The organism is Vibrio nigripulchritudo, assembly GCF_027924785.1.
GTDB lineage: Bacteria > Pseudomonadota > Gammaproteobacteria > Enterobacterales > Vibrionaceae > Vibrio > Vibrio nigripulchritudo.
In genome coordinates, this window is sequence record NZ_AP027050.1 from 2051015 (window position 1) to 2069776 (window position 18762).

Below are 18762 nucleotides of genomic sequence, written 5' to 3' on the forward strand. Positions count from 1 at the left end.
AAGGGTCACACTGCGCCCTTTCCGGGTATCAATGATGTTGATATTGATGCAACTTTGGGCTCCTGATGAGTAATACACTCAGTAACTTGTGGATTGACGTGACTGCCAAAGCAGCCAGTTCAGTGCTAAGGCGGCAATGATCACCGAGCCTTTAAACACCAAATGCCAGACGTCTTCCACGTTCAAAAGATTTAAACTGTTGTTGATGACACCGATAAAAAGCACGCCCCAGAAAGCGCCGCCTATGGTGCCTTTGCCCCCCAGAATCAGGGTGCCTCCGATGATGATGGCAGCAATGCCATCCATTAAAATTCCGTTGCCGTCCAGTCCCGGTTGCACAAACCCCATTCGGGTCGACAACACCAGTCCAGCGAAGCCGCTGCACAGACCAGCAAAGGTAAACACGCCCACTTTAACCGCATCCACATTGATGCCGGAAAGCTTGGCGTTTTCTTCGTTATTACCAATGGCAATGATGTACGCGCCAATGCGGGTGTGGTTGTAAACCACGTAAGCCAGGGCATACAGCAATACAAGAAACAGGAAAGAGATATAAAAACCGGCGAACTTCTCCGCCCCTACAAAGCGGAAGAAGTCGCCTACCAAAAAGATCATCTGACCTTTGGGAATGATTAATCCCGACAAACCTGTCGCGATAAAGAGGGTAGACAGGGTAACGATGAAAGCTGGCAATTTAAGACGAGACACTAACAACCCATTTGCCAATCCCATCGCCACAGAGCATACGACCACCGCCACAATGCCCCATTCCACGCCACCCGTTAATCCAAAAAGTACCCCTAAGACAATGGAAAACAGGACGGATCCCATACCTAAAGACAAATCGATATTGCCTGAAACAACGACAAAGAATTGCCCTAGTGCAATCAGCCCAATCGGCACTATCTGCCGGGAAATCGCCGACATGTTGTCGATGCTCATAAACCGCGGGCTGATCAGATAAAACACAATGCAGCACGCGATGGTGACAAATATGATGTTCTTTTCCATTACAGTTCGTACAACGGCGTTCATTCCATTCTCCTTGCCATTTCGCGGAGCCAGTTCAGGCTCCGCTATCCCAATCCTCGGGGTACAAATTACTTATCTCGGAATACCAGTTTTTCTGAATACAAAAGACCTATTGAGCGCGGACGCGATTAGTCATGTCCTCAGCCCATGGATGACGCTTAAACATGTTCTGATACAGAGGTTTCATCGCATCCTGATTCCACTTCACCAACTCGTCACTTGGGGTGATCACTTCCACACCCTGCTCAACAAAGAAGGCTTTCGTTGCATCGTTGTCTTTCACCACTGCCTGCCAGGAATTGGTGCTGTACTTAGCTGCCGCTTCTGTCACTACTTTCTGCTGCTCGGCAGTCAGACCTTCGAAAAACGCTTTGTTGATACCAAGGTTAAGCGAGGTAAACATGTGGTTGGTTTCAATGATGTACTTCTGCACTTCGTAGAAGCCCTGAGCTTTAATCAGACTCATTGGGTTTTCCTGAGCATCGACCACACCCTGTTCCAGCGCAGTAAATACCTCGGTAAACGCCATTGCCTGACCATTCACGCCAAGAAGACCTGCCATTTCAAGGAACATGGCAACGTTTGGCACACGCATACGCAAGCCGCCGTAGTCTTCTGGTTTCTCGATTTTCTTGTTGGAAGAAATCACACGGAAACCGGAAACCGAATACGCCAGGTGCTTCACGCCAAACTCTTCAAATACACCAGCGATTTCTGTACCCACATCAGAATCCAGCACTTTACGGGCATGGTTGTAGTTACGGATAAGGAAAGGGGTTTCGGTAAACCCAAGGCGCGGGTCCAGGCTTTGCATCAGTGAACCAAACAGTGCCACTTCGATGGTGCCATTTCGCATACCGTTGATAAGCTGCTCTTCCGAACCCAGTTGAGCGTTAGGGAAGATCTTCACATCAATGTCGCCATTGGTTTTCTCTTCCACTTCTTTTTCAAATTGTTGGAGGGCTATATGCTGAGGATGAGATTCAGCAAAATAATGACCAATCTTGATGGTTTTGTCGGAGCCAAACAGCCCCGCATGCGACACAGCACTTACCAGCAACAAAGGTGAAATCATTAGTGTTTTCAGTTGTTTCATTATAATTTCCTTATCAACCAATCCATTGGATAGGGAGAGTTATTATTTCTGGGACAAACACCAGCAGGAACAAGATGGCAATGTGAACCGCAAGGAATGGCCATATCCCTCGGGTCAGTTCACCCATTTTGATCTTGGAAATGCTTGAACCCACGTAGAGCACCGTTCCAATCGGTGGGGTAATCAAACCAATACTCAGGTTGATCACCATAAGCACCCCGAAATACACCGGATCAATCCCGAAGGACTTCACCACTGGCAGCAAAACAGGGGCAAAAATTAAGATGGCTGGCACGAGATCCATCACGCAACCCACCACCAGCAAGAACAACATAATGGTCAGAAGCACGACGGTGCCGTTATCTGAAATACTCTTCAGCAGTTGAATCAATTCCGCTGGAATCTGAGCAACGGTAATCGCGTAACCCGACACCATAGCCGCAGAAGCGACGAACATGACAATGCCGGTGGTTTTTACGGTTGAGCGGAAAATATCCAGCAGCTTATTCAGCTTTAATTCTCGATAGAAAAGAGAAATCAAAGCAGCATAAATAGCGGCGATTACCCCCGCCTCTGTTGGTGTAAAGATACCGCCACGTAAACCCACAATGATGATTACGGGTAGCAACAATGCCCAGAAAGCGTCTTTGAATTTTTTCCAACGTTCGGACCAGGGTTCGCGATCAAACACCAGGCTGTCTGAGCCACGGTAGAGATACGCCCACATGGCAGACAAACCAATGGCCATTAAAATCCCGACAGGCGCGCCACCAATGAACATCTTGGTAATTGACACACCACCAATCACCCCGAAAATGATCATCGGAATCGAAGGCGGAATCGCCAATGCGACAATCCCCACTGCACACACAATTCCGGTCGCGGATTTCGCTGAATACCCTTTTGACATCATCATGGGAATCAGAATCGCGCCAAGTGCCGCCGTGTCTGCAACCGCAGAACCCGACAGACCCGCAAAGATAAGACCAGAGATGATCACCACATAGCCAAGACCACCTTTGATGTGCCCGACCAGCGAAATCGCAAAATCCACGATGCGCTGTGACACCCCGCCCTGCTTCATGATTTCCCCGGTTAAGATGAAGAAGGGGATCGCCATCAAGGCAAAGTTGTTGGCACCATTGATGAAATATTCAGCCATGGTTTGGTGATCATAAAGCCCGACTACAAACAGCAGCGCGGCAGCAGAACCCAAAAGAGCAATCGCAACAGGCACACCACTGAACAACAACCCAAACAGAGAGACAAGAAATAGCCAGATCATGCTTCTTCCTCCTCTTTATTTTGGCGACGGAAGAACAGCAGAATCACGCAGCAGGCTAAGCAGGACAAGACGCCTGCCAGGTAAATAATACCTGTAGGTAACCCCGTTGACGGTAGCCCCTGCCCCTGAGTCAGCAGCATAAGTTTGTAGCCACCAATGACACAGGCAAGCAAGACCAGTACAGAGATAATGGTACGAATCACGCCCATCACTTTGGCGGTTTTTCCTTTCAGACGAGAAACCACAATGTCGACTGCCAGATGCTCGTTTTCCTGATACGCAATCACGATTCCCAGAAACACCACCCAGACAAATGCGATGCGGGATACTTCTTCCGACCAGGCAAGCCCGGAGTCGAAGACATAGCGCAACACGACATTTGCAAAGACCAGCCCCACCATGGCAACCAGTGTTGCAGCCGACAGTAAGTCGACACTAAAACGGAATAATTTACGGCTCCATTCCATTGTTATGCACCCTGCTTACTTAGCCTGACTCAGGAAGTCATAAACGCCGGAGGGCACAGGTATGCCTTCTCGCTCGCACTGCTTCTGATACGCGACTTGGGGTTCGTTAGGAGCGAGTACTTTATCCACTCCGGGTGCGGTCGGGGCTTCGTGAAGCTCCTGCACCATGGCTGCCATCATGCCCGCAAAAGAGTGACCACCAAACTTGGCAGGATCTACCACAATCACCAGGCTCGCGAGCTTGCGCATCTTGTCGTAGTCGTCGTACATGCGCACGATATGGTTGCTGTAGTTAGCGCCCATTAACACACCGGTAAGCGCATCAATGGCAAGTGCGATACCGAAACCTTTGTGACCACCGAAGGGCAGCAGTGTTTTGGCTTTGTGCGGATCAGTGGTTTCGTTGCCATCTTCGTCAATCGCCAGACCTAAACCGATGGCATTCCCCGTTTCTTTTGCATGGAGCAATTTGCCGTAAGCCGTGGCGCTGGTCGCCATATCGACAATAACCGGATCGCCATTTTCAACCGGGAAACCGAAAGCAATAGGGTTAGTGCCAAAAAACGGCTTGGCACCACCATAAGGGGCAACACAGGTATCGGTTTGAGTCATACAGATGCAGATCTTGCCTGCGTCAGTGACTTGTTTAGCAAAGTAGGAAAGAGCGCCACAGTGACTGGTGTTTTTAACCGGTACAAAACCAATGCCTGTTTCGCCAGCAAGAGAAATAGCCAGCTCAGTGGCTTCAATCAGCGCGGTATGTCCCATACCATCGTCTGAATCCAGCACAGCAACAGAAGGGGAAACCTCTTCAATTTTGTATTGAGGGCGAACATTCATGCCACCCTCGGCAATGCGTTTGCAATAGTGTTCAACTCGCATCACGCCATGAGAGTGAACGCCGCGAATGTCAGCATGCACTAAAACATCGGCGACCTGGCTGGCTTCTTTTTCTGTCAGACCCGCTTCAGCCAGTCTTTGTTGTGCCAGTTGGTGTAGGGTATCTGGGCTTACTTTTATTGTTGTCATCTTTCGTCCTTGTATTAAACCTAAAGCTTAATATTTCACTACGCCTTTAATCAGAGTCTGGTTGCTCGCAACCACTGAGGCGTAATCTTCACCAAAGGTATGGAAATCGAATTCTTGGTTGACCATCATGTCTTCCGAAAGCGCGCCGCTTTCAAAAAATGCCAGTACCGTTTCGAAATCTTCTCTTGTCGCATTACGGCTACTAATCAGTGTGGTCTCTTTTTTGTGGAAAGTCGGATCATCAATCTGCAAATCACCAATGTATAAGCCAATGAAGACCATTTTTCCGCCGTGTCGGATGAAGTTCACCGCGTTGGTCATGGAAGCTTTGTTGCCCGTCGCATCCATTAACGTATCGGCTAATTCACCGGAAAACTGGGCTCTCAAATCTGCTTCAAATGAGTCCGAAAGTGGATTGACGGCTTTGACGTTCAATGTTGATTCCACATGAGCCTGTCGAGACGGGTTCACATCTGCGACCACAACATTGGCGCCACGCGCTTTAGCGATCGCCGCCGCTCCAATGCCTATAGGACCGGCACCAATCACCAGAACATTCTCGCCATCGGCAACCTGACCACGACGGACAGCATGAGCGCCAATGGCAAAGCATTCGGTTAACGCGACCGTTGAATCGGAGAGATTAGAATTCACCTTAACCAGATTGCTTTCCAGAACCGCCAGGTATTCACAGAACCCACCGTCCTGATGAACCCCGTAAAGAGAGACATTTTCGCAGCAGTTGGTTTTGCCTTCAGCGCACGCCACGCAGTCGCCACAAGCCACACATGGAATCACAGAGACTCGATCACCTACCTGAATATCCGAGCAGCTTTCTCCACATTCCACTACCTCTCCACACAATTCATGTCCCAATACTCTTGGGTATGAAAAGAAGGGTTGATTCCCCGTGTAAGCGTGAATATCCGTACCGCAGATTCCCGCCGCTTTCAGTTTGATGAGTGCCTCATTGGCTTGGTGCGTTGGCTTTTCACGCTCAATGTATTCCATGTCATGAGGGGCATTACAGATTAACGTTTTCATTGCATTCCTTTGGTGTGTAAAGACTTGCTGCTTAAGCTGTTCAGTGCGGTGCTCACGCCGCGTTCTTGTATTTGGTCATACCAATACTCAATTGATGGCAACAAATCTGAAAAAATAGGGTCTTCAAGTTCAAAGAAACCAGATGTCACCAAAACTCTTTGGCAAATGGATTCGTTTGCTTGTAGAGAAGGCACCAGTTCAGACAGGACATCAGACTTTGGATCCGCCAATCCTTCATTGGCATAGCGCTCAACAAACGTCACCCATGCCGCCAGCAGAAACAGCTGCGGTTCGATGCTTTGATTCATTTCTCGCAATTTCTTCATTGGTGCGATCAGTCGCACCGGAATTTTCTGGCTGCTGTCTGTGGCAATTTGCTTAAGCAAATGCTCGATATTGGGATTTTCAAAGCGGGTAATCAGCGCACTGACATAAGAATCAATATCGATATTGAGTTTGGGATTGAGCGAACGCTTCTGGGTATGCATTAAGGTAAGTAATGCAGGTTTTAATTCGGGATGAACCACAGCCTGACTGACCGACTGGAGCCCCATCAATGAGCCAACAATAGCCAGGAAAGTGTGACTGCCATTGAGCAGACGAAGCTTCATCTCTTCATAAGGCACTACATCGGAAACCAGACTTGCGCCAGCCAGTTGCCAGTTTGGTCGCCCGGCAACAAAGTTGTCTTCAATCACCCACTGTTTGAATGACTCTCCCACCACACCGCATTTGTCATCAGCGCCTACTAATGCTTTTAATTGCTGATGAGAATGTTCTGTCATCGCTGGGACGATGCGATCCACCATGGTAGATGGGAAGCTAACGTTGCTTTTTGCCCAGTTGGCCACTTCCGGATTCACTTTCAGTAAGAGTCCCATGACCGCGGCTTTCAGCACGTCACCATTTTCAGGCATGTTGTCACAAGAAAGCACGCTAATTCCGGTAAGAGCAAGGTCGTAGCGTGTGCAGATGGCTTTAGCAATCAGCCCGATTGCCGACTTGGGTTGCTGTGGATTCAACAAGTCGTGAGTTATGTCTGGATGATCCAGATTCAGCTCGCCTGTTGAAGGGTGAACGCAGTAGCCTTTTTCGGTAACGGTAAGAGAAATAATGCTAAGTTCAGGTTGGGCGAACCACTCTTCAACTCTGCCATATCCTTCGTGAGCAATGTCTGTCGCTCCAGTGACGGTTCTGATTAATCGGGTATCACTACCATGAGCACTGGTCTCCAGCACACAAAACGCCATCTCTTGATCACGTAAGTCCTGTGCAATGCTAGTACTGCCTCTCAGGCTGATTTCTGCAATCCCCCAAAGATCTTCGGGTTCAAGGTCATTACAAATGTCGTTGTAAACCGCCTGATGCCCACGATGGAAAGCACCACATCCGATATGAACAATACGCGTACGCAGCTCATCTCGGGAATACGTGGTTTGGTGATCACAGTCGAACGTCATGTTCTGGTATCTCCGTTGTTATCAATTTGTGTCAACTGGTTACAAAGTACACGTTTGGACTAACCATAAAAAGAGATTAAAATCACAAAAATGCATTTACAACGATCCAAAACCAACCAAAAACAGATCTCAATCACGATTATTGAACCAAATTGTAATTTTTCGGAGCAAAAATAGCTTTAACATGCCTATCATGCGACTAAACAAACAGTTTGGTCTATCAACTTGTTTAATTTTAGCAACTTTGGTTTTACCAAAAGTAAAAAGTAACTAAGAAGCCTCCCTGCAGAAAGGAATCTGGGTTTTGTCAGGGAAAAATACCGAGGAGCAAAAATGAAAATCGCATCTGTCCATAACCAGCTGTTCAACGTTCCGCTGTCGGAACCACTGGCTGACGCGATGCATGGAGTTCATACACATTTTCAGTTGATCACCTCTACCATCACCTTAGAGGACGGAAGTGAAGGCACGGGTTACACCTATACTGGCGGTGTAGGCGGACATGCTGTTCTTTCTATGTTGGATAAAGACTTAACGCCCTTTCTGGTAGGGCGTGATGCTCGTGAGATCGACTCGCTTTATGACGAAATGCAGTGGCACCTTCATTACGTAGGTCGAGGCGGAATTGCATCTTTTGCGATTTCTGCTGTCGACATCGCCCTGTGGGATTTAAAAGGAAAACGAGAAAATCAGCCCCTTTGGAAACTAGCAGGGGGAGGCAGCGATCGTTGTCAGGCTTATTGTGGTGGCATCGACTTGCTGTTCAGCCAGGAAAAGCTTCTGGACAACATTCGTGGTTATCTCGAAAAAGGGTTTAACGCCGTAAAAATAAAGGTAGGAAAACCGGATTTGTCCGAGGACGTAGCGCGAGTCAAAGCGGTTCGGGAGTTAATTGGCCCTGATGTCCGATTTATGGTCGACGCCAATTACAGCCTGTCGCTAGACAATGCCATTGCCTTTGCGAAACAAATCAAACCCTACGACATTACCTGGTTTGAAGAGCCGATTATCCCAGATTATTACAGCGGGTATGCGGCTATCTTCGAGCAAACAGGTGTACCCGTTGCTATGGGTGAAAACCTCCACATTATTCATGAATTTGAACATGCTATGGCGCAGTCAAAACTCTCCTATGTTCAGCCTGATGCGTCTAACTGTGGCGGGATCACCGGCTGGCTGAGAGCGGCGAAACTGGCGAAGGAACATGATGTTGTGGTGTGCTCGCACGGCATGCAGGAGTTACATGTAAGCTTGGTATCGTCTCAAAGCCAGTTTGGCTGGCTGGAAGTGCACAGTTTCCCGATTGATCAATACACGACAAGACCACTGGTTGTCGAAGACCACCTCGCCGTTGCGCCCAACACCGCGGGCACTGGGGTGATCTTTGACTGGGAAAAACTCAAGCCTTATTTGCAGGTGTAAGTCTGGCAGAAAAAAGACTTAGGAGCAGAGTCATGTCTATATGTCCTGCTCTTCTTCAGGCTTTATACAAAGCATCTTTTTATTGCCATACAGATTCATCACCATTGAGGATTTACTGTCTGGTTCTACGGTGATTCGCGCTCTGGAGCCAAAAAGAAGTCTTTGCTTCGCTATCTCTTTTTCATATTTTTTGCGATTGGCAAAGACATCAACTTGGCTTGGGTATTCAGTTAACCGACCTTTTTCTACATTGTATTTCCAATGTCCCGTCTGTTTTATGGTGGCTTCTATAGGAGCATCATGACCCGGAGATTCAACTTTAAAGCTCAATTCCATTGTGTAATTACTGCCAGAATCGTATTCACGATGAATTTTTACATCAGAAATTCGGTCATCAGGATCGTCTATTGAAAACAAGTGCGGTACACATTCCCAGTACCCGATAAAATAGTTTTGATCAACAGTGACCAAAGTATCTCCATCTTTATACTGAGGAGTAGAACTGCAACCAACCAACAAACTCATCGGAAGCGCCAATAATAGTTTTTTCATTGAATATCCTATCCAAAAGAAAATACCGCTACGCAAAACGCAGCGATATCATTTTAATTTCAATATTATTTATTTTTTCTAAGCAGACTCTTGAAGCATTACACTGCGAACGTAGTCCCAGGCGATTTGAAGGTGGCGCTCTAGTGCTTTTTCTGCTCCTTCCGGATCCCTGTCCACAATGGCTTCAAATATGGCTTCATGCCCTGCGTACATGACGCGGTTAATGTCGGCTCCACGCTCCTGACGACGCCAGTTTCCGGTTAGCCAGGATACGAACGTATTATGGATCATCGGATAAATTGGGTTGCCCGGGATGCCATATAACACTCGGTGAAAATCTATATCTGTTGCATGGAACTGTTCAGTATGACCAATGGCATTTTTGTTGGCATTCAGCGCTTGGCGCAAGTTGTCGATGTCAGCTTTTTTGGCATTAAGGGCAGCGTGCCTGACTAGGGCAGATTCAAAGAAAACACGGCTCTCATACAGGCTTTTTAAGCCATCATCGTCGGTAAGCAGGTTATCCAGCGTGTTTCGGAATGACTCGATAGAGTTTCCATAGTTCTGTCGGCGGATGATCGGGCGGTGTCGTGGTTTGGTTTCCAGCAACCCTTTACCGGCAAGCTCAGCAATCGCCTCTCGGATAGCGGTACGAGAAACGCCAAACTCTTCCATCAATTGTCTTTCAGGTGGTAAACGGTCACCTTCATTGAATGCGTTGCTTAAGACTTTCTCTTCTAATCTTTTCGAAACCGACACTATCTAAACCCCGAGGTCATTTTGGTTATTCCAAACTCCCCTAAGCCTACACCCAGAGCCGATTTTGAGTCAATTTTATACCCCAAATTTGCCGGGCTATGGCATAGTATTTTGAGCCAGCATTGAAAATCTTCATTTCTCACAAACAAGTAACCTCATGTTTTAAATAAAAATTAATTCTATCTCTCCTATTTAGAATCCTAAGATTTCATCCAAATCTGACCAATAAAACTGTGACACCAAACCAATTATTTTGGTTGTTTTTTGGTCTTTTCTTGGTAGGATCAAACAGGTTAAAGGTCATTTTTCTAGCAAAAACCGAGAATCAACACCATAAAATTAAGTTTATGGTCATACCAAGGAGAGGTTATGAAGTCGGTCAGTGATACTTTAAATGCCATTGCAACGCCAAAGATGTACGTGAATGGCGAATGGACCACTCAACATACAACCCAATGGATGGATGTAGAAAACCCAGCCAACGAGCTGATTATCGCGTCTATTCCATCCGGCGATACTGACACCGCAGCCTATGCCATTCAGAGCGCCAAAACAGCGCAGTCAGCCTGGAGCCGCTTGCCTCCGGTCAAGCGAGCAGAATTGATCGACAACTTGGCAAAGCTGGTAATGGAAAACCAGCATCACCTCGCCATGGTAATCACGTTAGAACAAGGTAAGCCACTCAACCAGGCCATGGGCGAAGTCGCAGCTTCTGCTAATTTTCTCAGCTATGCGGCTTCAAGTGCCCGCAGAACCGAAGGACATATTTTCCCGTCCGATATGGAAAATGAAGAAGTCTGGATTCGCCGGGCACCGTTTGGTGTAGTGGTTGCCTTAACGGCGTGGAATTACCCTTTAGCCTTGGCTGCACGCAAGCTTGGTCCTGCACTGGTTGCCGGGAATACCGTCGTCTTAAAACCTCACGAAGTCACACCGTTGGCGACAGTCGAGCTGTTTAAGCTTATCGACCAAGCTGGTTTCCCAGCCGGAGTAGCCAATCTGGTATTGGGGGGAGGCAGAGATCTGGGCGAAGCACTGGTCACCAATAAGAATACGCAGCTTGTCACCATGACGGGCAGTGTGCGTGCGGGGCGGGAAATTTATCGCGCGGGAGCAGACGACATCAAAGTCCTGCGGCTGGAACTCGGTGGAAAAGCCCCATTTATCGTCATGGACGATGCAGATATTGATGCCGCCGTCGAAAGTGCCATGACCGCACGATTCACCAATTGTGGTCAAATCTGTACCTGTAATGAGCGAATGTACGTCCACGCTGCTGTGTATGATCAGGTGGTCGAAAAGATGCTCGCCGCGACTCGCCGATTAACACTGGATAACCCCGTTAATAACCCTGATATGGGTCCTAAAGTCAGCAAACCAGAATTGGAGAAGGTGGCTGATCAGCTCGGTAGAGCCAAGCAAGAAGGTGCAGAAGTGTTAATTGGTGGGAATAGACCGGAAACGACTCAGTTTGAAAAAGGGCATTGGATCGAACCCACGGTGGTCGCAGGTTTAAAAAACGATTCAGTATTGGTTAAAGAGGAGATCTTTGGACCCGTACTTCCAATCATCAAAGTCGACAGTTACGAGGAAGCCATAGAGAAAGCTAACGCTTCAGATTATGGGCTTTCTGCCTATCTCTACACCCAGAATTTCAAACGCATTATGAGCGCCCATAATGAATTCCAGTTCGGAGAACTTTACATCAACCGAACCTGCGGCGAACTGGTTCAGGGTTTTCATACTGGCTGGGGGCTGTCTGGTCTGGGAGGCGAAGATGGCGTCTTTGGACTGGACAACTACTACCGTAAGCAGACGTCTTACGTGAACTGGCAATAACGCAGCTGGTGTATTGGAGTACGGCGAATGGATTCAACATACGATTACATCATAGTGGGTGGCGGCGCAGCAGGCTGTGTGGTTGCTGCCAGACTGGCTAAAGAAAGCAACGCTAAAGTGTTGTTGCTTGAAGCAGGGCATTCCCATCATCACCCGTTGCTCGATATGCCGCCGGGCATATTCAAGATGATCAACGGCAGTAAGTTCATGTCTTATCACCACACGACACCCCAAGATCATTTGGGCGGTCGGGTACACGACATCCCACAGGGTAATGTGCTGGGAGGTGGATCATCGGTGAATGCTCAGGTGTATATGCGCGGGCGACCTGCCGACTACGACGAGTGGAATGAGATTCTAAAAAACAATCAGAAGAAAGCCAGTTGGAGCTGGGAAGACATACTGCCAATTTTTAAAACCATGGAAGGCAATAACCGCCTTAACGATGACTACCACGGGGCAGAAGGTCCGCTTTTGGTGTCAGACCCTGGCTATATCACGCCTATGTCCCGCTGGTTTGTGCAAAGTATGCAGGAAATTGGGGAACCCTATAACCACGATTTCAACGGTGAATCTCAGCGTGGTGCAGGTTTCTATCAGTTCATGAACCGTGACGGACGCCGTAGCAGTTCGGCTTACGCCTATATTGAACCGCTACAAAAGCTCGCTAACCTGACCGTGGTATTGAATGCCAAAGTCGAAAAAGTAGTGATTGAAGAAGGAGTCGCCAAATCGGTGCTCTTCAAAAATGCCGCAGGTCAAAGCATAGAGACCTACGCAAACGAAGAAATTATCTTGTCGGCAGGTTCTTTGATTACGCCTAAATTGCTGATGCTATCCGGAGTCGGAGAAAAGGAAGAGCTGGAAACCCACGGGATTGAGTGCAAAGCAGACCTGCCCGGCATAGGCAAAAACTTGATCGACCATCCGGAAGTGCCTGTGGTCGGCATCGCCAATGGACCGTATGGGTACGCAAGACAGGGAAAAGGCTGGCGCATGATGCGTAACGGCATCCAGTTCAAACTGTTTGGTTCCGGTCCTATTTTGTCTGCCGGTGTGGAAGCCGGGGCTTTTGTAAATCCAAATGATCGTACGGAAACCCCAACCATTCAGGCATTTTGTGTTCCGGCGGTTTATCTGGATCGCGATATTCTTGATACCGTCGATATCGATACTTACGGTTTAACCGTCACCACCGTGGTGATCAAACCCAAATCTCGTGGCTGGGTGAAATTAGCCTCGTCCAATCCGGAGGATATGCCGCTGGTATCCCCTAACCTTCTGAGTGAAAAGGAAGACATGGATGAGATGATCGCCGCACAACGTTTTTTTGTGCGCGCATTCCAGGAGGGTCCTCTTTCACAGAGAATCAAACAGGTTGCCGTTCCCGATCCAAATGATTTGACTGATGAAGCCATCGCACTGCACTGCCAAAAGACCGTAAAAACCAATTACCATCCGAGTGGTACATGCAAAATGGGGGCGGATGATGATCCCCTTGCCGTACTGGATGCGAAATTATGTGTTCGAGGCGTTGAAAAATTAAGAGTATGCGATTTATCTGCGATGCCAAATATAAACGCGGGAAATACAAATGCGCCAGCAATGATGATCGGTTATCGATGCGCGGAGTTTATTTTTAAATAATGATTAATACTTTATAAAAATAAAGGGAAGATAAATCTTCCCTTTATTTTAGGTTATTTTCCGGCTTATTTATTGACTAGCTCAACCGCTTCACGGGTCAGCTTCGCCAGCTCGTCCCATTTGCCTTCTTCTATCAGCTTTTTATCTACCATCCATGTACCACCACAAGCGATGACTCTTGGAATCGCTAGATAGTCGTTCACGTTTTTCGGGCTAACACCGCCTGTAGGCATCAATTCGATATCCGTGTATGGCGCTAACAAAGATTTCACCATGTTGATGCCGCCTGATGCTTCTGCAGGGAAAAACTTCAACGTCTTCAGACCCAGCTCCAGCGCCGCTTCAATAGCACTTGGGTTATTCACACCAGGGACAATATCAATGCCTTCTGCCTGACACGCTTTTACGGTATTAGGGTTCAGACCCGGCGACACAATAAAGGTAGCACCCGCTTCTTTTGCCGCTTTCACTTGTTCCGCATTAAGCACAGTTCCAGCACCAATCAGCATGTCTGGCTGAGATTCTCTTAATAGTCGAATTGCTTCCACTGCCGCATCTGAGCGAAAGGTAATTTCGGCTACTGGCAAGCCATTTTCTACAAGCACTTTTCCAAGCTCGATGATGTCTTCTGCTTTATCGAGTGCAATCACGGGCACAACTTTCAGTGCTTTTAGCTGCTCGCTTATATTACTCACAGTATCTCCTTAAATGTTTGTAAGATCAGTTGTTCTAGGCACTATCGCCCCTTTGTGTTGGATGACCTTGCCTGCGAGCTGATTGCCCCGTTTACAGCACTCATCCAATGTCTGATTGTTTAAGTAGGCCGCGAAGAATGCCCCATTAAAGGAATCTCCGGCGGACGTCGTATCTACTACATGTTTAACTGGTTCGGTAGGTACAGGAATAAAACCGTCGCTGGCAGAAAAATCCTGCACCAGACAGCCTTCTTCACCCAGCCTGATCACGACAATTCGAACACCCAACTCATTTAAGCGAGAGAAGGTGTCCTGTGGTGAAACGTCTCCCCACAATGCCTGTTCATCGTCAAAAGTAACCAGCGCGATGTCGGTGTTTTTATAGACGTTTAAATACGCCTCTTTTACGCTGTCTATGTCTTTCCAAAGCGCGGGGCGGAAGTTGCTGTCAAACGCGATTTCGGTTCCTGACTGGCGCAATTCACCCAGCCACTCGTACAACGTCGCTTTGTCTTCATCAGGCAAAATTGCCAGGCTAATGCCACTTAAAAAGGCAACGTCTGAGCCAGAGGTTGATGCTCTTAGCGTCGGAAAATCAGGGTGTTGCAGCAAGTATCTGGCAGCGGATTCGCTTCGCCAGTATAGGAAAGTACGTTCGCCCTGCTGATCCAGCTGTATAAGGTATGCACCGGGTACACGCTTTTCATCTTTTAGAACAGATTGAGTGTTGATCCCCTCATCCTGCCAGCGAGATTCAATACCCCGACTCAACGCGTCGGTCCCCAGAGCAGTGACATACTGAACATCAGCGGAATTTGGATAATTTTCAAGCTCTCGGCACAGGTAAACGGCAGTGTTTAGCGTATCTCCGCCATAAGTTTGCCACATTGAGCCAAAGGGTTCTCCATTTAGCTCAATCATACATTCACCGATAATTGAAATCCGTTTCATTGAAATACATTTCCTTTTAGAAAAATAACAAAAACGTTTTTAAACCGTTATTTCATTTTATTATTAATCACTATTTCAATAAATAGGAATTCTTGTTTTGTGTGCGCTGGTTTTAACTTTGATACAAGATCTTTCCAGATAATGTGACATAACTCATTAAGAAAAATCGGCGGGAAAAGTCACCCGCTCATACCCAGGCAACCTCAGTACGTTTTCACAAGGCTGAAAGCGAGGCATCACGGAAGCATACTAAATAACATCAAACATATAAGATTTGACATAAAACCAAAATAAAAAATATACTCGCTTCATCTGTTTTATGATGTGGATATCGAGTATGAACAATAGAATGAAATCGCTTTTACTTACGCTGCTCATCCTGTGCGGAGCAAACACTGTTGCTGCGTATGAACTTAAAGAGGGGTTAGATTATGATGTAGTTCCACAGCAAATCATGGTCGATGATACCGTTAAAGTGTATTTCAGTTTTCGTTGCGGTCACTGCGCAGCCTTTGACTCCGTCTATTATCAGGTTTCACAACACCTACCCGACCAGGTATGTTTAACCAAAATCCCTATTTTTAGCCTTCACGATGAGTTGGATCTGCTTTACGCCAAAAGCTTCGCAGTTGCGCAGCAGAACGGTGTCGAATTTCAATACACACGAGAAATGTTTGAAGCGCTCAAAAATCTACAGGCACCGAAATGTGTAAAAACCATGACACAGTTTTTCGCCAAATCATTGAACATAAAACCAAGTCTGTTTAAAACACATTTTGAAGCTAAGGAAACGGAAAATAAACTGGCGGGCTATCTTTTGGATGCTGAACGATTAGAGGTAAAAGCAGTTCCAACCGTTATTGTGGGGAACACTTATCACGTTACACCAAAGCGGGTAACGTCGTTTGAGGAATATAAGGTGTTGATTCAAAAGGTTGTAGGTAAGCATATAAGAAGACCAGCTTAACGCTGGTCTCCTTTGAGTTTTTACTTACGGCGGGCTTCTACTGCATCTGCAAGCTGGCGAAGGACTTTCTCTGTATCTTCCCAGCCGATACAGGCATCGGTAATCGACTGACCGTAAGTGGCGGCTTTGCCATCCACCAGATCCTGACGACCTTCAACCAAGTGCGATTCAATCATCACACCAAAGATTGCCTGCTCACCGCCAGAGATCTGTTCACACACATCATCAGCAACGTTCATTTGGCGCTGGTATTGCTTAGAGCTGTTCGCGTGGCTGAAATCGATCATCACTTTTTGTGGAAGACCAGAAGCAGAAAGCTCTTCTTTAATTCGAGCGACATGCTCAGCGCTGTAGTTTGGCTCTTTACCGCCACGCAAAATGATGTGGCAATCTGGGTTGCCCGCAGTTTCTACAATTGCCGAGTGACCGTACTTGGTTACGGATAGAAAATGGTGCGAGGAGCTAGCACTGCGAATCGCATCAGAAGCAATCTTGATGTTGCCATCCGTACCGTTTTTGAATCCGACCGGGCACGACAACCCTGAAGAAAGCTCACGGTGAACCTGTGATTCTGTGGTACGCGCTCCAATAGCACCCCAACTGATTAAGTCGGCAACGTACTGTGGCGTAATCATATCCAGAAATTCGCTCGCAGTTGGCATGCCCATGTCTGTCAGATCAAGCAGAAGCTTGCGCCCCATGCGAAGACCATCGTTCAGTTTAAAGGTGTCGTTCAGGTATGGGTCGTTAATCAGACCTTTCCAGCCAACGGTTGTACGCGGTTTTTCGAAGTAAACACGCATTACAATTTCAAGACGGTCTTTCAGCTCTTCACGCAACCCTTTCAGGCGCTGACCATACTCAATTGCTGCTTCTGTATCGTGGATAGAACAAGGACCAATGATCACCAAAAGTCTGTCATCTTTATCTTCTAAAATGTTGTGAATCGCCTGGCGCGCTTCAAAAGTGGTTGAAGATGCAACTTCTGTGGTCGGATACTTTTCTAACACCGCTACGGGGGGCAGCAGTTCTTTGACTTTATTAATTCGAACGTCGTCGGTTTGGTACATACTACATCTTCCTGTTTTTCTTATTTGCACTGCTGAACGGTGCAGTGGTTAAGCTTTAACTTATCTGTTAAAAATACGAACTTCAACGATTAATTTCACTCAAGCGAGATTTTTTATCACTTTCTTCTTTTCAATATCTGAGTGACATACTTTTGATATGTTTAAGCTTTAGAATGAATAGACTGAACCAAAACAAAAACACCCGCATGTATGCGGGTGTTTACGTGAGTACATTTAATTTTACTATTTTGGAATGGGCATAACTCGGTTTCGACCCAGCCGCTTGGCTTCGTAAAGCTGGGTGTCAGCGCGTTCAATTAAACCATCAGGTGATTCACCTGGCTGATATTCTGCCACGCCAAACGAAGACGTAATACTGTCGACTTGCTTACCGCTACGTTTGTCTTTTACGCTGATTTTTTCAAAACCGGTGCGTACAGATTCAGCAAAACGGATCGCTAAGCGCAATTGCTTGTCTGGCACTATCATTGCAAATTCTTCACCACCATAGCGATATGCTGTAATTCCCTCGCGGCAGGCACCACTTAGTCGCTTGGCAATAGAACGGATGACGGCATCCCCGAAAATATGCCCGTACTGGTCGTTAAACGATTTAAAGTGGTCTATGTCCAGAATAATCAAGCTAAATGCGCTTTCATTGCGACAAAACGTTGCTAAATCTTTATCAAATGCTCGACGATTCAAAAGGTTGGTTAAGCCATCGTACAAGGCATCTTTCTGGAATTCCGCCAGTTGAGATTTCAACTCTTCGATTTCCTGGCTGGCGACATTCAGCTGGCTATTCAGGAACTGGGTGGTAGTACGAATATCTTTGGATTCTGTAATCAGGTTTCTCACCAATCCCATCACTTCTTCAAAAGACAAACCTTCATCTTCAACACGCGAAAGGCTGTCGAAGCTTTTGTCCATTTGCTGTTGAAATGTGCTGGTATTCGCCAGAGTGTCGTTCATAGAGTGGGACACTTCCGTTATCAGCTTTTCTAAGCTGGTACGGAGTTGCTGAACGTCAGTTTCCTGTTTGCTGGCCACATAGTTTCTGTACAGCGCTTCTCCAGTCGCTGGCGGGCACAACCCACAGTCAGAAACCACTTTGTCCATTTCTTTATTGAGTTCCGGCAAGCTGTTGTCAACGTACGTATACCAAAGGGCGTAGTTGGTTGGTGTCGTTGGTACCTGGTTTTTGATCATCAGAGGAACCGCTTTTCGCAGGTTTTCTGATGCCTTTTGGATATCATCTTTACTCATGCTTGATCACTATATGTGTCGTTCTTCTTATGGTCGATCATCCTGATCCAGTATAGGATCGATTCATTGATCATCCAATAAGCAACCTCAAACGATTTTGACAATAAACACAAGAAAAAGAAGTGAAAAACATGCGATAAGCAGCGAAGCTTTGTAGAAACGAAGCTTAAATCGACTATCA

Annotated in this window: 17 protein-coding genes; 4 read left to right on the plus strand and 13 right to left on the minus strand. The window is 47.0% G+C overall.

The window, feature by feature from the left end:
* Nucleotides 1-78: 78 nt before the first annotated feature.
* From QMG91_RS27515 to QMG91_RS27545, 7 genes are all read right to left on the minus strand, one after another.
* The gene (locus QMG91_RS27515) at nucleotides 79-1035 is read right to left on the minus strand and encodes an ABC transporter permease (protein ID WP_004404272.1); all 957 of its coding nucleotides are present in this window, start codon (nucleotides 1033-1035) and stop codon (nucleotides 79-81) included.
* A gap of 106 nt (nucleotides 1036-1141) precedes the next feature.
* On the minus strand, nucleotides 1142-2128 hold the full coding sequence (locus tag QMG91_RS27520) for a TRAP transporter substrate-binding protein (RefSeq protein ID WP_281831214.1): 987 nt from the start codon (nucleotides 2126-2128) through the stop codon (nucleotides 1142-1144).
* A 13-nt stretch (nucleotides 2129-2141) separates the two neighbouring features.
* Nucleotides 2142-3413: a TRAP transporter large permease gene (locus QMG91_RS27525; protein ID WP_004404266.1), complete on the minus strand. Its 1272-nt coding sequence runs from the start codon at nucleotides 3411-3413 to the stop codon at nucleotides 2142-2144.
* Complete coding sequence (locus QMG91_RS27530) at nucleotides 3410-3880, minus strand: TRAP transporter small permease (RefSeq protein ID WP_022612276.1); 471 nt, start codon at nucleotides 3878-3880, stop codon at nucleotides 3410-3412. Before QMG91_RS27530 ends, QMG91_RS27525 begins: the two co-directional genes overlap by 4 nt.
* A gap of 15 nt (nucleotides 3881-3895) precedes the next feature.
* On the minus strand, nucleotides 3896-4909 hold the full coding sequence (locus tag QMG91_RS27535; RefSeq protein ID WP_004404259.1) for an Ldh family oxidoreductase: 1014 nt from the start codon (nucleotides 4907-4909) through the stop codon (nucleotides 3896-3898).
* A gap of 27 nt (nucleotides 4910-4936) precedes the next feature.
* Nucleotides 4937-5953: a zinc-binding alcohol dehydrogenase family protein gene (locus QMG91_RS27540; protein ID WP_281831218.1), complete on the minus strand. Its 1017-nt coding sequence runs from the start codon at nucleotides 5951-5953 to the stop codon at nucleotides 4937-4939.
* Nucleotides 5950-7413 carry a mannitol dehydrogenase family protein gene (locus QMG91_RS27545; RefSeq protein ID WP_281831220.1) on the minus strand — a complete coding sequence of 488 codons (1464 nt, stop codon included), beginning with the start codon at nucleotides 7411-7413 and terminating at the stop codon, nucleotides 5950-5952. Before QMG91_RS27545 ends, QMG91_RS27540 begins: the two co-directional genes overlap by 4 nt.
* Before the next feature lie 333 nt (nucleotides 7414-7746).
* On the opposite strand from QMG91_RS27545, the gene QMG91_RS27550 reads away from it, so the two are divergent.
* The gene (locus QMG91_RS27550) at nucleotides 7747-8835 is read left to right on the plus strand and encodes a mandelate racemase/muconate lactonizing enzyme family protein (protein WP_281831222.1); all 1089 of its coding nucleotides are present in this window, start codon (nucleotides 7747-7749) and stop codon (nucleotides 8833-8835) included.
* A 36-nt stretch (nucleotides 8836-8871) separates the two neighbouring features.
* Here QMG91_RS27550 and QMG91_RS27555 read toward each other — a convergent pair whose 3' ends face one another.
* Entirely contained in the window at nucleotides 8872-9387 is a 516-nt protein-coding gene (locus tag QMG91_RS27555) for a hypothetical protein (RefSeq protein ID WP_281831224.1), read from the minus strand.
* A 78-nt stretch (nucleotides 9388-9465) separates the two neighbouring features.
* Nucleotides 9466-10146 carry an FCD domain-containing protein gene (locus tag QMG91_RS27560; protein ID WP_022562125.1) on the minus strand — a complete coding sequence of 227 codons (681 nt, stop codon included), beginning with the start codon at nucleotides 10144-10146 and terminating at the stop codon, nucleotides 9466-9468.
* 369 nt (nucleotides 10147-10515) lie between these two features.
* Between QMG91_RS27560 and aldA the strand changes: the two genes are divergently transcribed.
* Nucleotides 10516-11985 carry an aldehyde dehydrogenase gene (gene aldA / locus QMG91_RS27565; RefSeq protein WP_281831226.1) on the plus strand — a complete coding sequence of 490 codons (1470 nt, stop codon included), beginning with the start codon at nucleotides 10516-10518 and terminating at the stop codon, nucleotides 11983-11985.
* Between the two features lie 27 nt (nucleotides 11986-12012).
* Nucleotides 12013-13632: a GMC family oxidoreductase gene (locus QMG91_RS27570; protein ID WP_281870291.1), complete on the plus strand. Its 1620-nt coding sequence runs from the start codon at nucleotides 12013-12015 to the stop codon at nucleotides 13630-13632.
* A gap of 65 nt (nucleotides 13633-13697) precedes the next feature.
* Here QMG91_RS27570 and QMG91_RS27575 read toward each other — a convergent pair whose 3' ends face one another.
* A complete protein-coding gene (locus QMG91_RS27575; protein ID WP_022591954.1) occupies nucleotides 13698-14327 on the minus strand; it encodes a bifunctional 4-hydroxy-2-oxoglutarate aldolase/2-dehydro-3-deoxy-phosphogluconate aldolase in 630 nt (209 codons plus the stop codon).
* Nucleotides 14328-14336: 9 nt separating this feature from the next.
* Complete coding sequence (locus QMG91_RS27580; protein WP_281831228.1) at nucleotides 14337-15278, minus strand: sugar kinase; 942 nt, start codon at nucleotides 15276-15278, stop codon at nucleotides 14337-14339.
* 337 nt (nucleotides 15279-15615) lie between these two features.
* Here QMG91_RS27580 and QMG91_RS27585 point away from each other — a divergent pair, with 337 nt between their 5' ends.
* The gene (locus QMG91_RS27585; protein ID WP_281831230.1) at nucleotides 15616-16245 is read left to right on the plus strand and encodes a thioredoxin domain-containing protein; all 630 of its coding nucleotides are present in this window, start codon (nucleotides 15616-15618) and stop codon (nucleotides 16243-16245) included.
* A gap of 20 nt (nucleotides 16246-16265) precedes the next feature.
* Here QMG91_RS27585 and aroG read toward each other — a convergent pair whose 3' ends face one another.
* Both aroG and QMG91_RS27595 read right to left on the minus strand, forming a co-directional pair.
* Entirely contained in the window at nucleotides 16266-17315 is a 1050-nt protein-coding gene (gene aroG, locus QMG91_RS27590; RefSeq protein ID WP_004404229.1) for a 3-deoxy-7-phosphoheptulonate synthase AroG, read from the minus strand.
* Nucleotides 17316-17558: 243 nt separating this feature from the next.
* Complete coding sequence (locus QMG91_RS27595; protein ID WP_022562130.1) at nucleotides 17559-18581, minus strand: GGDEF domain-containing protein; 1023 nt, start codon at nucleotides 18579-18581, stop codon at nucleotides 17559-17561.
* Nucleotides 18582-18762: the final 181 nt, after the last annotated feature.

Excerpts from the sequence above, each read along its gene's own strand:
- QMG91_RS27525 (WP_004404266.1), bottom strand. The coding sequence starts at position 3,413 with ATGATCTGGCTATTTCTTGTCTCTCTGTTTGGGTTGTTGTTCAGTGGT.
- QMG91_RS27515 (WP_004404272.1), bottom strand. The coding sequence starts at position 1,035 with ATGAACGCCGTTGTACGAACTGTAATGGAAAAGAACATCATATTTGTC.
- QMG91_RS27550 (WP_281831222.1), top strand. The coding sequence starts at position 7,747 with ATGAAAATCGCATCTGTCCATAACCAGCTGTTCAACGTTCCGCTGTCG.
- QMG91_RS27545 (WP_281831220.1), bottom strand. The coding sequence starts at position 7,413 with ATGACGTTCGACTGTGATCACCAAACCACGTATTCCCGAGATGAGCTG.
- QMG91_RS27555 (WP_281831224.1), bottom strand. The coding sequence starts at position 9,387 with ATGAAAAAACTATTATTGGCGCTTCCGATGAGTTTGTTGGTTGGTTGC.
- QMG91_RS27535 (WP_004404259.1), bottom strand. The coding sequence starts at position 4,909 with ATGACAACAATAAAAGTAAGCCCAGATACCCTACACCAACTGGCACAA.
- aroG (WP_004404229.1), bottom strand. The coding sequence starts at position 17,315 with ATGTACCAAACCGACGACGTTCGAATTAATAAAGTCAAAGAACTGCTG.
- QMG91_RS27595 (WP_022562130.1), bottom strand. The coding sequence starts at position 18,581 with ATGAGTAAAGATGATATCCAAAAGGCATCAGAAAACCTGCGAAAAGCG.
- QMG91_RS27520 (WP_281831214.1), bottom strand. The coding sequence starts at position 2,128 with ATGAAACAACTGAAAACACTAATGATTTCACCTTTGTTGCTGGTAAGT.
- QMG91_RS27530 (WP_022612276.1), bottom strand. The coding sequence starts at position 3,880 with ATGGAATGGAGCCGTAAATTATTCCGTTTTAGTGTCGACTTACTGTCG.
- QMG91_RS27585 (WP_281831230.1), top strand. The coding sequence starts at position 15,616 with ATGAACAATAGAATGAAATCGCTTTTACTTACGCTGCTCATCCTGTGC.
- QMG91_RS27580 (WP_281831228.1), bottom strand. The coding sequence starts at position 15,278 with ATGAAACGGATTTCAATTATCGGTGAATGTATGATTGAGCTAAATGGA.
- QMG91_RS27540 (WP_281831218.1), bottom strand. The coding sequence starts at position 5,953 with ATGAAAACGTTAATCTGTAATGCCCCTCATGACATGGAATACATTGAG.
- aldA (WP_281831226.1), top strand. The coding sequence starts at position 10,516 with ATGAAGTCGGTCAGTGATACTTTAAATGCCATTGCAACGCCAAAGATG.
- QMG91_RS27570 (WP_281870291.1), top strand. The coding sequence starts at position 12,013 with ATGGATTCAACATACGATTACATCATAGTGGGTGGCGGCGCAGCAGGC.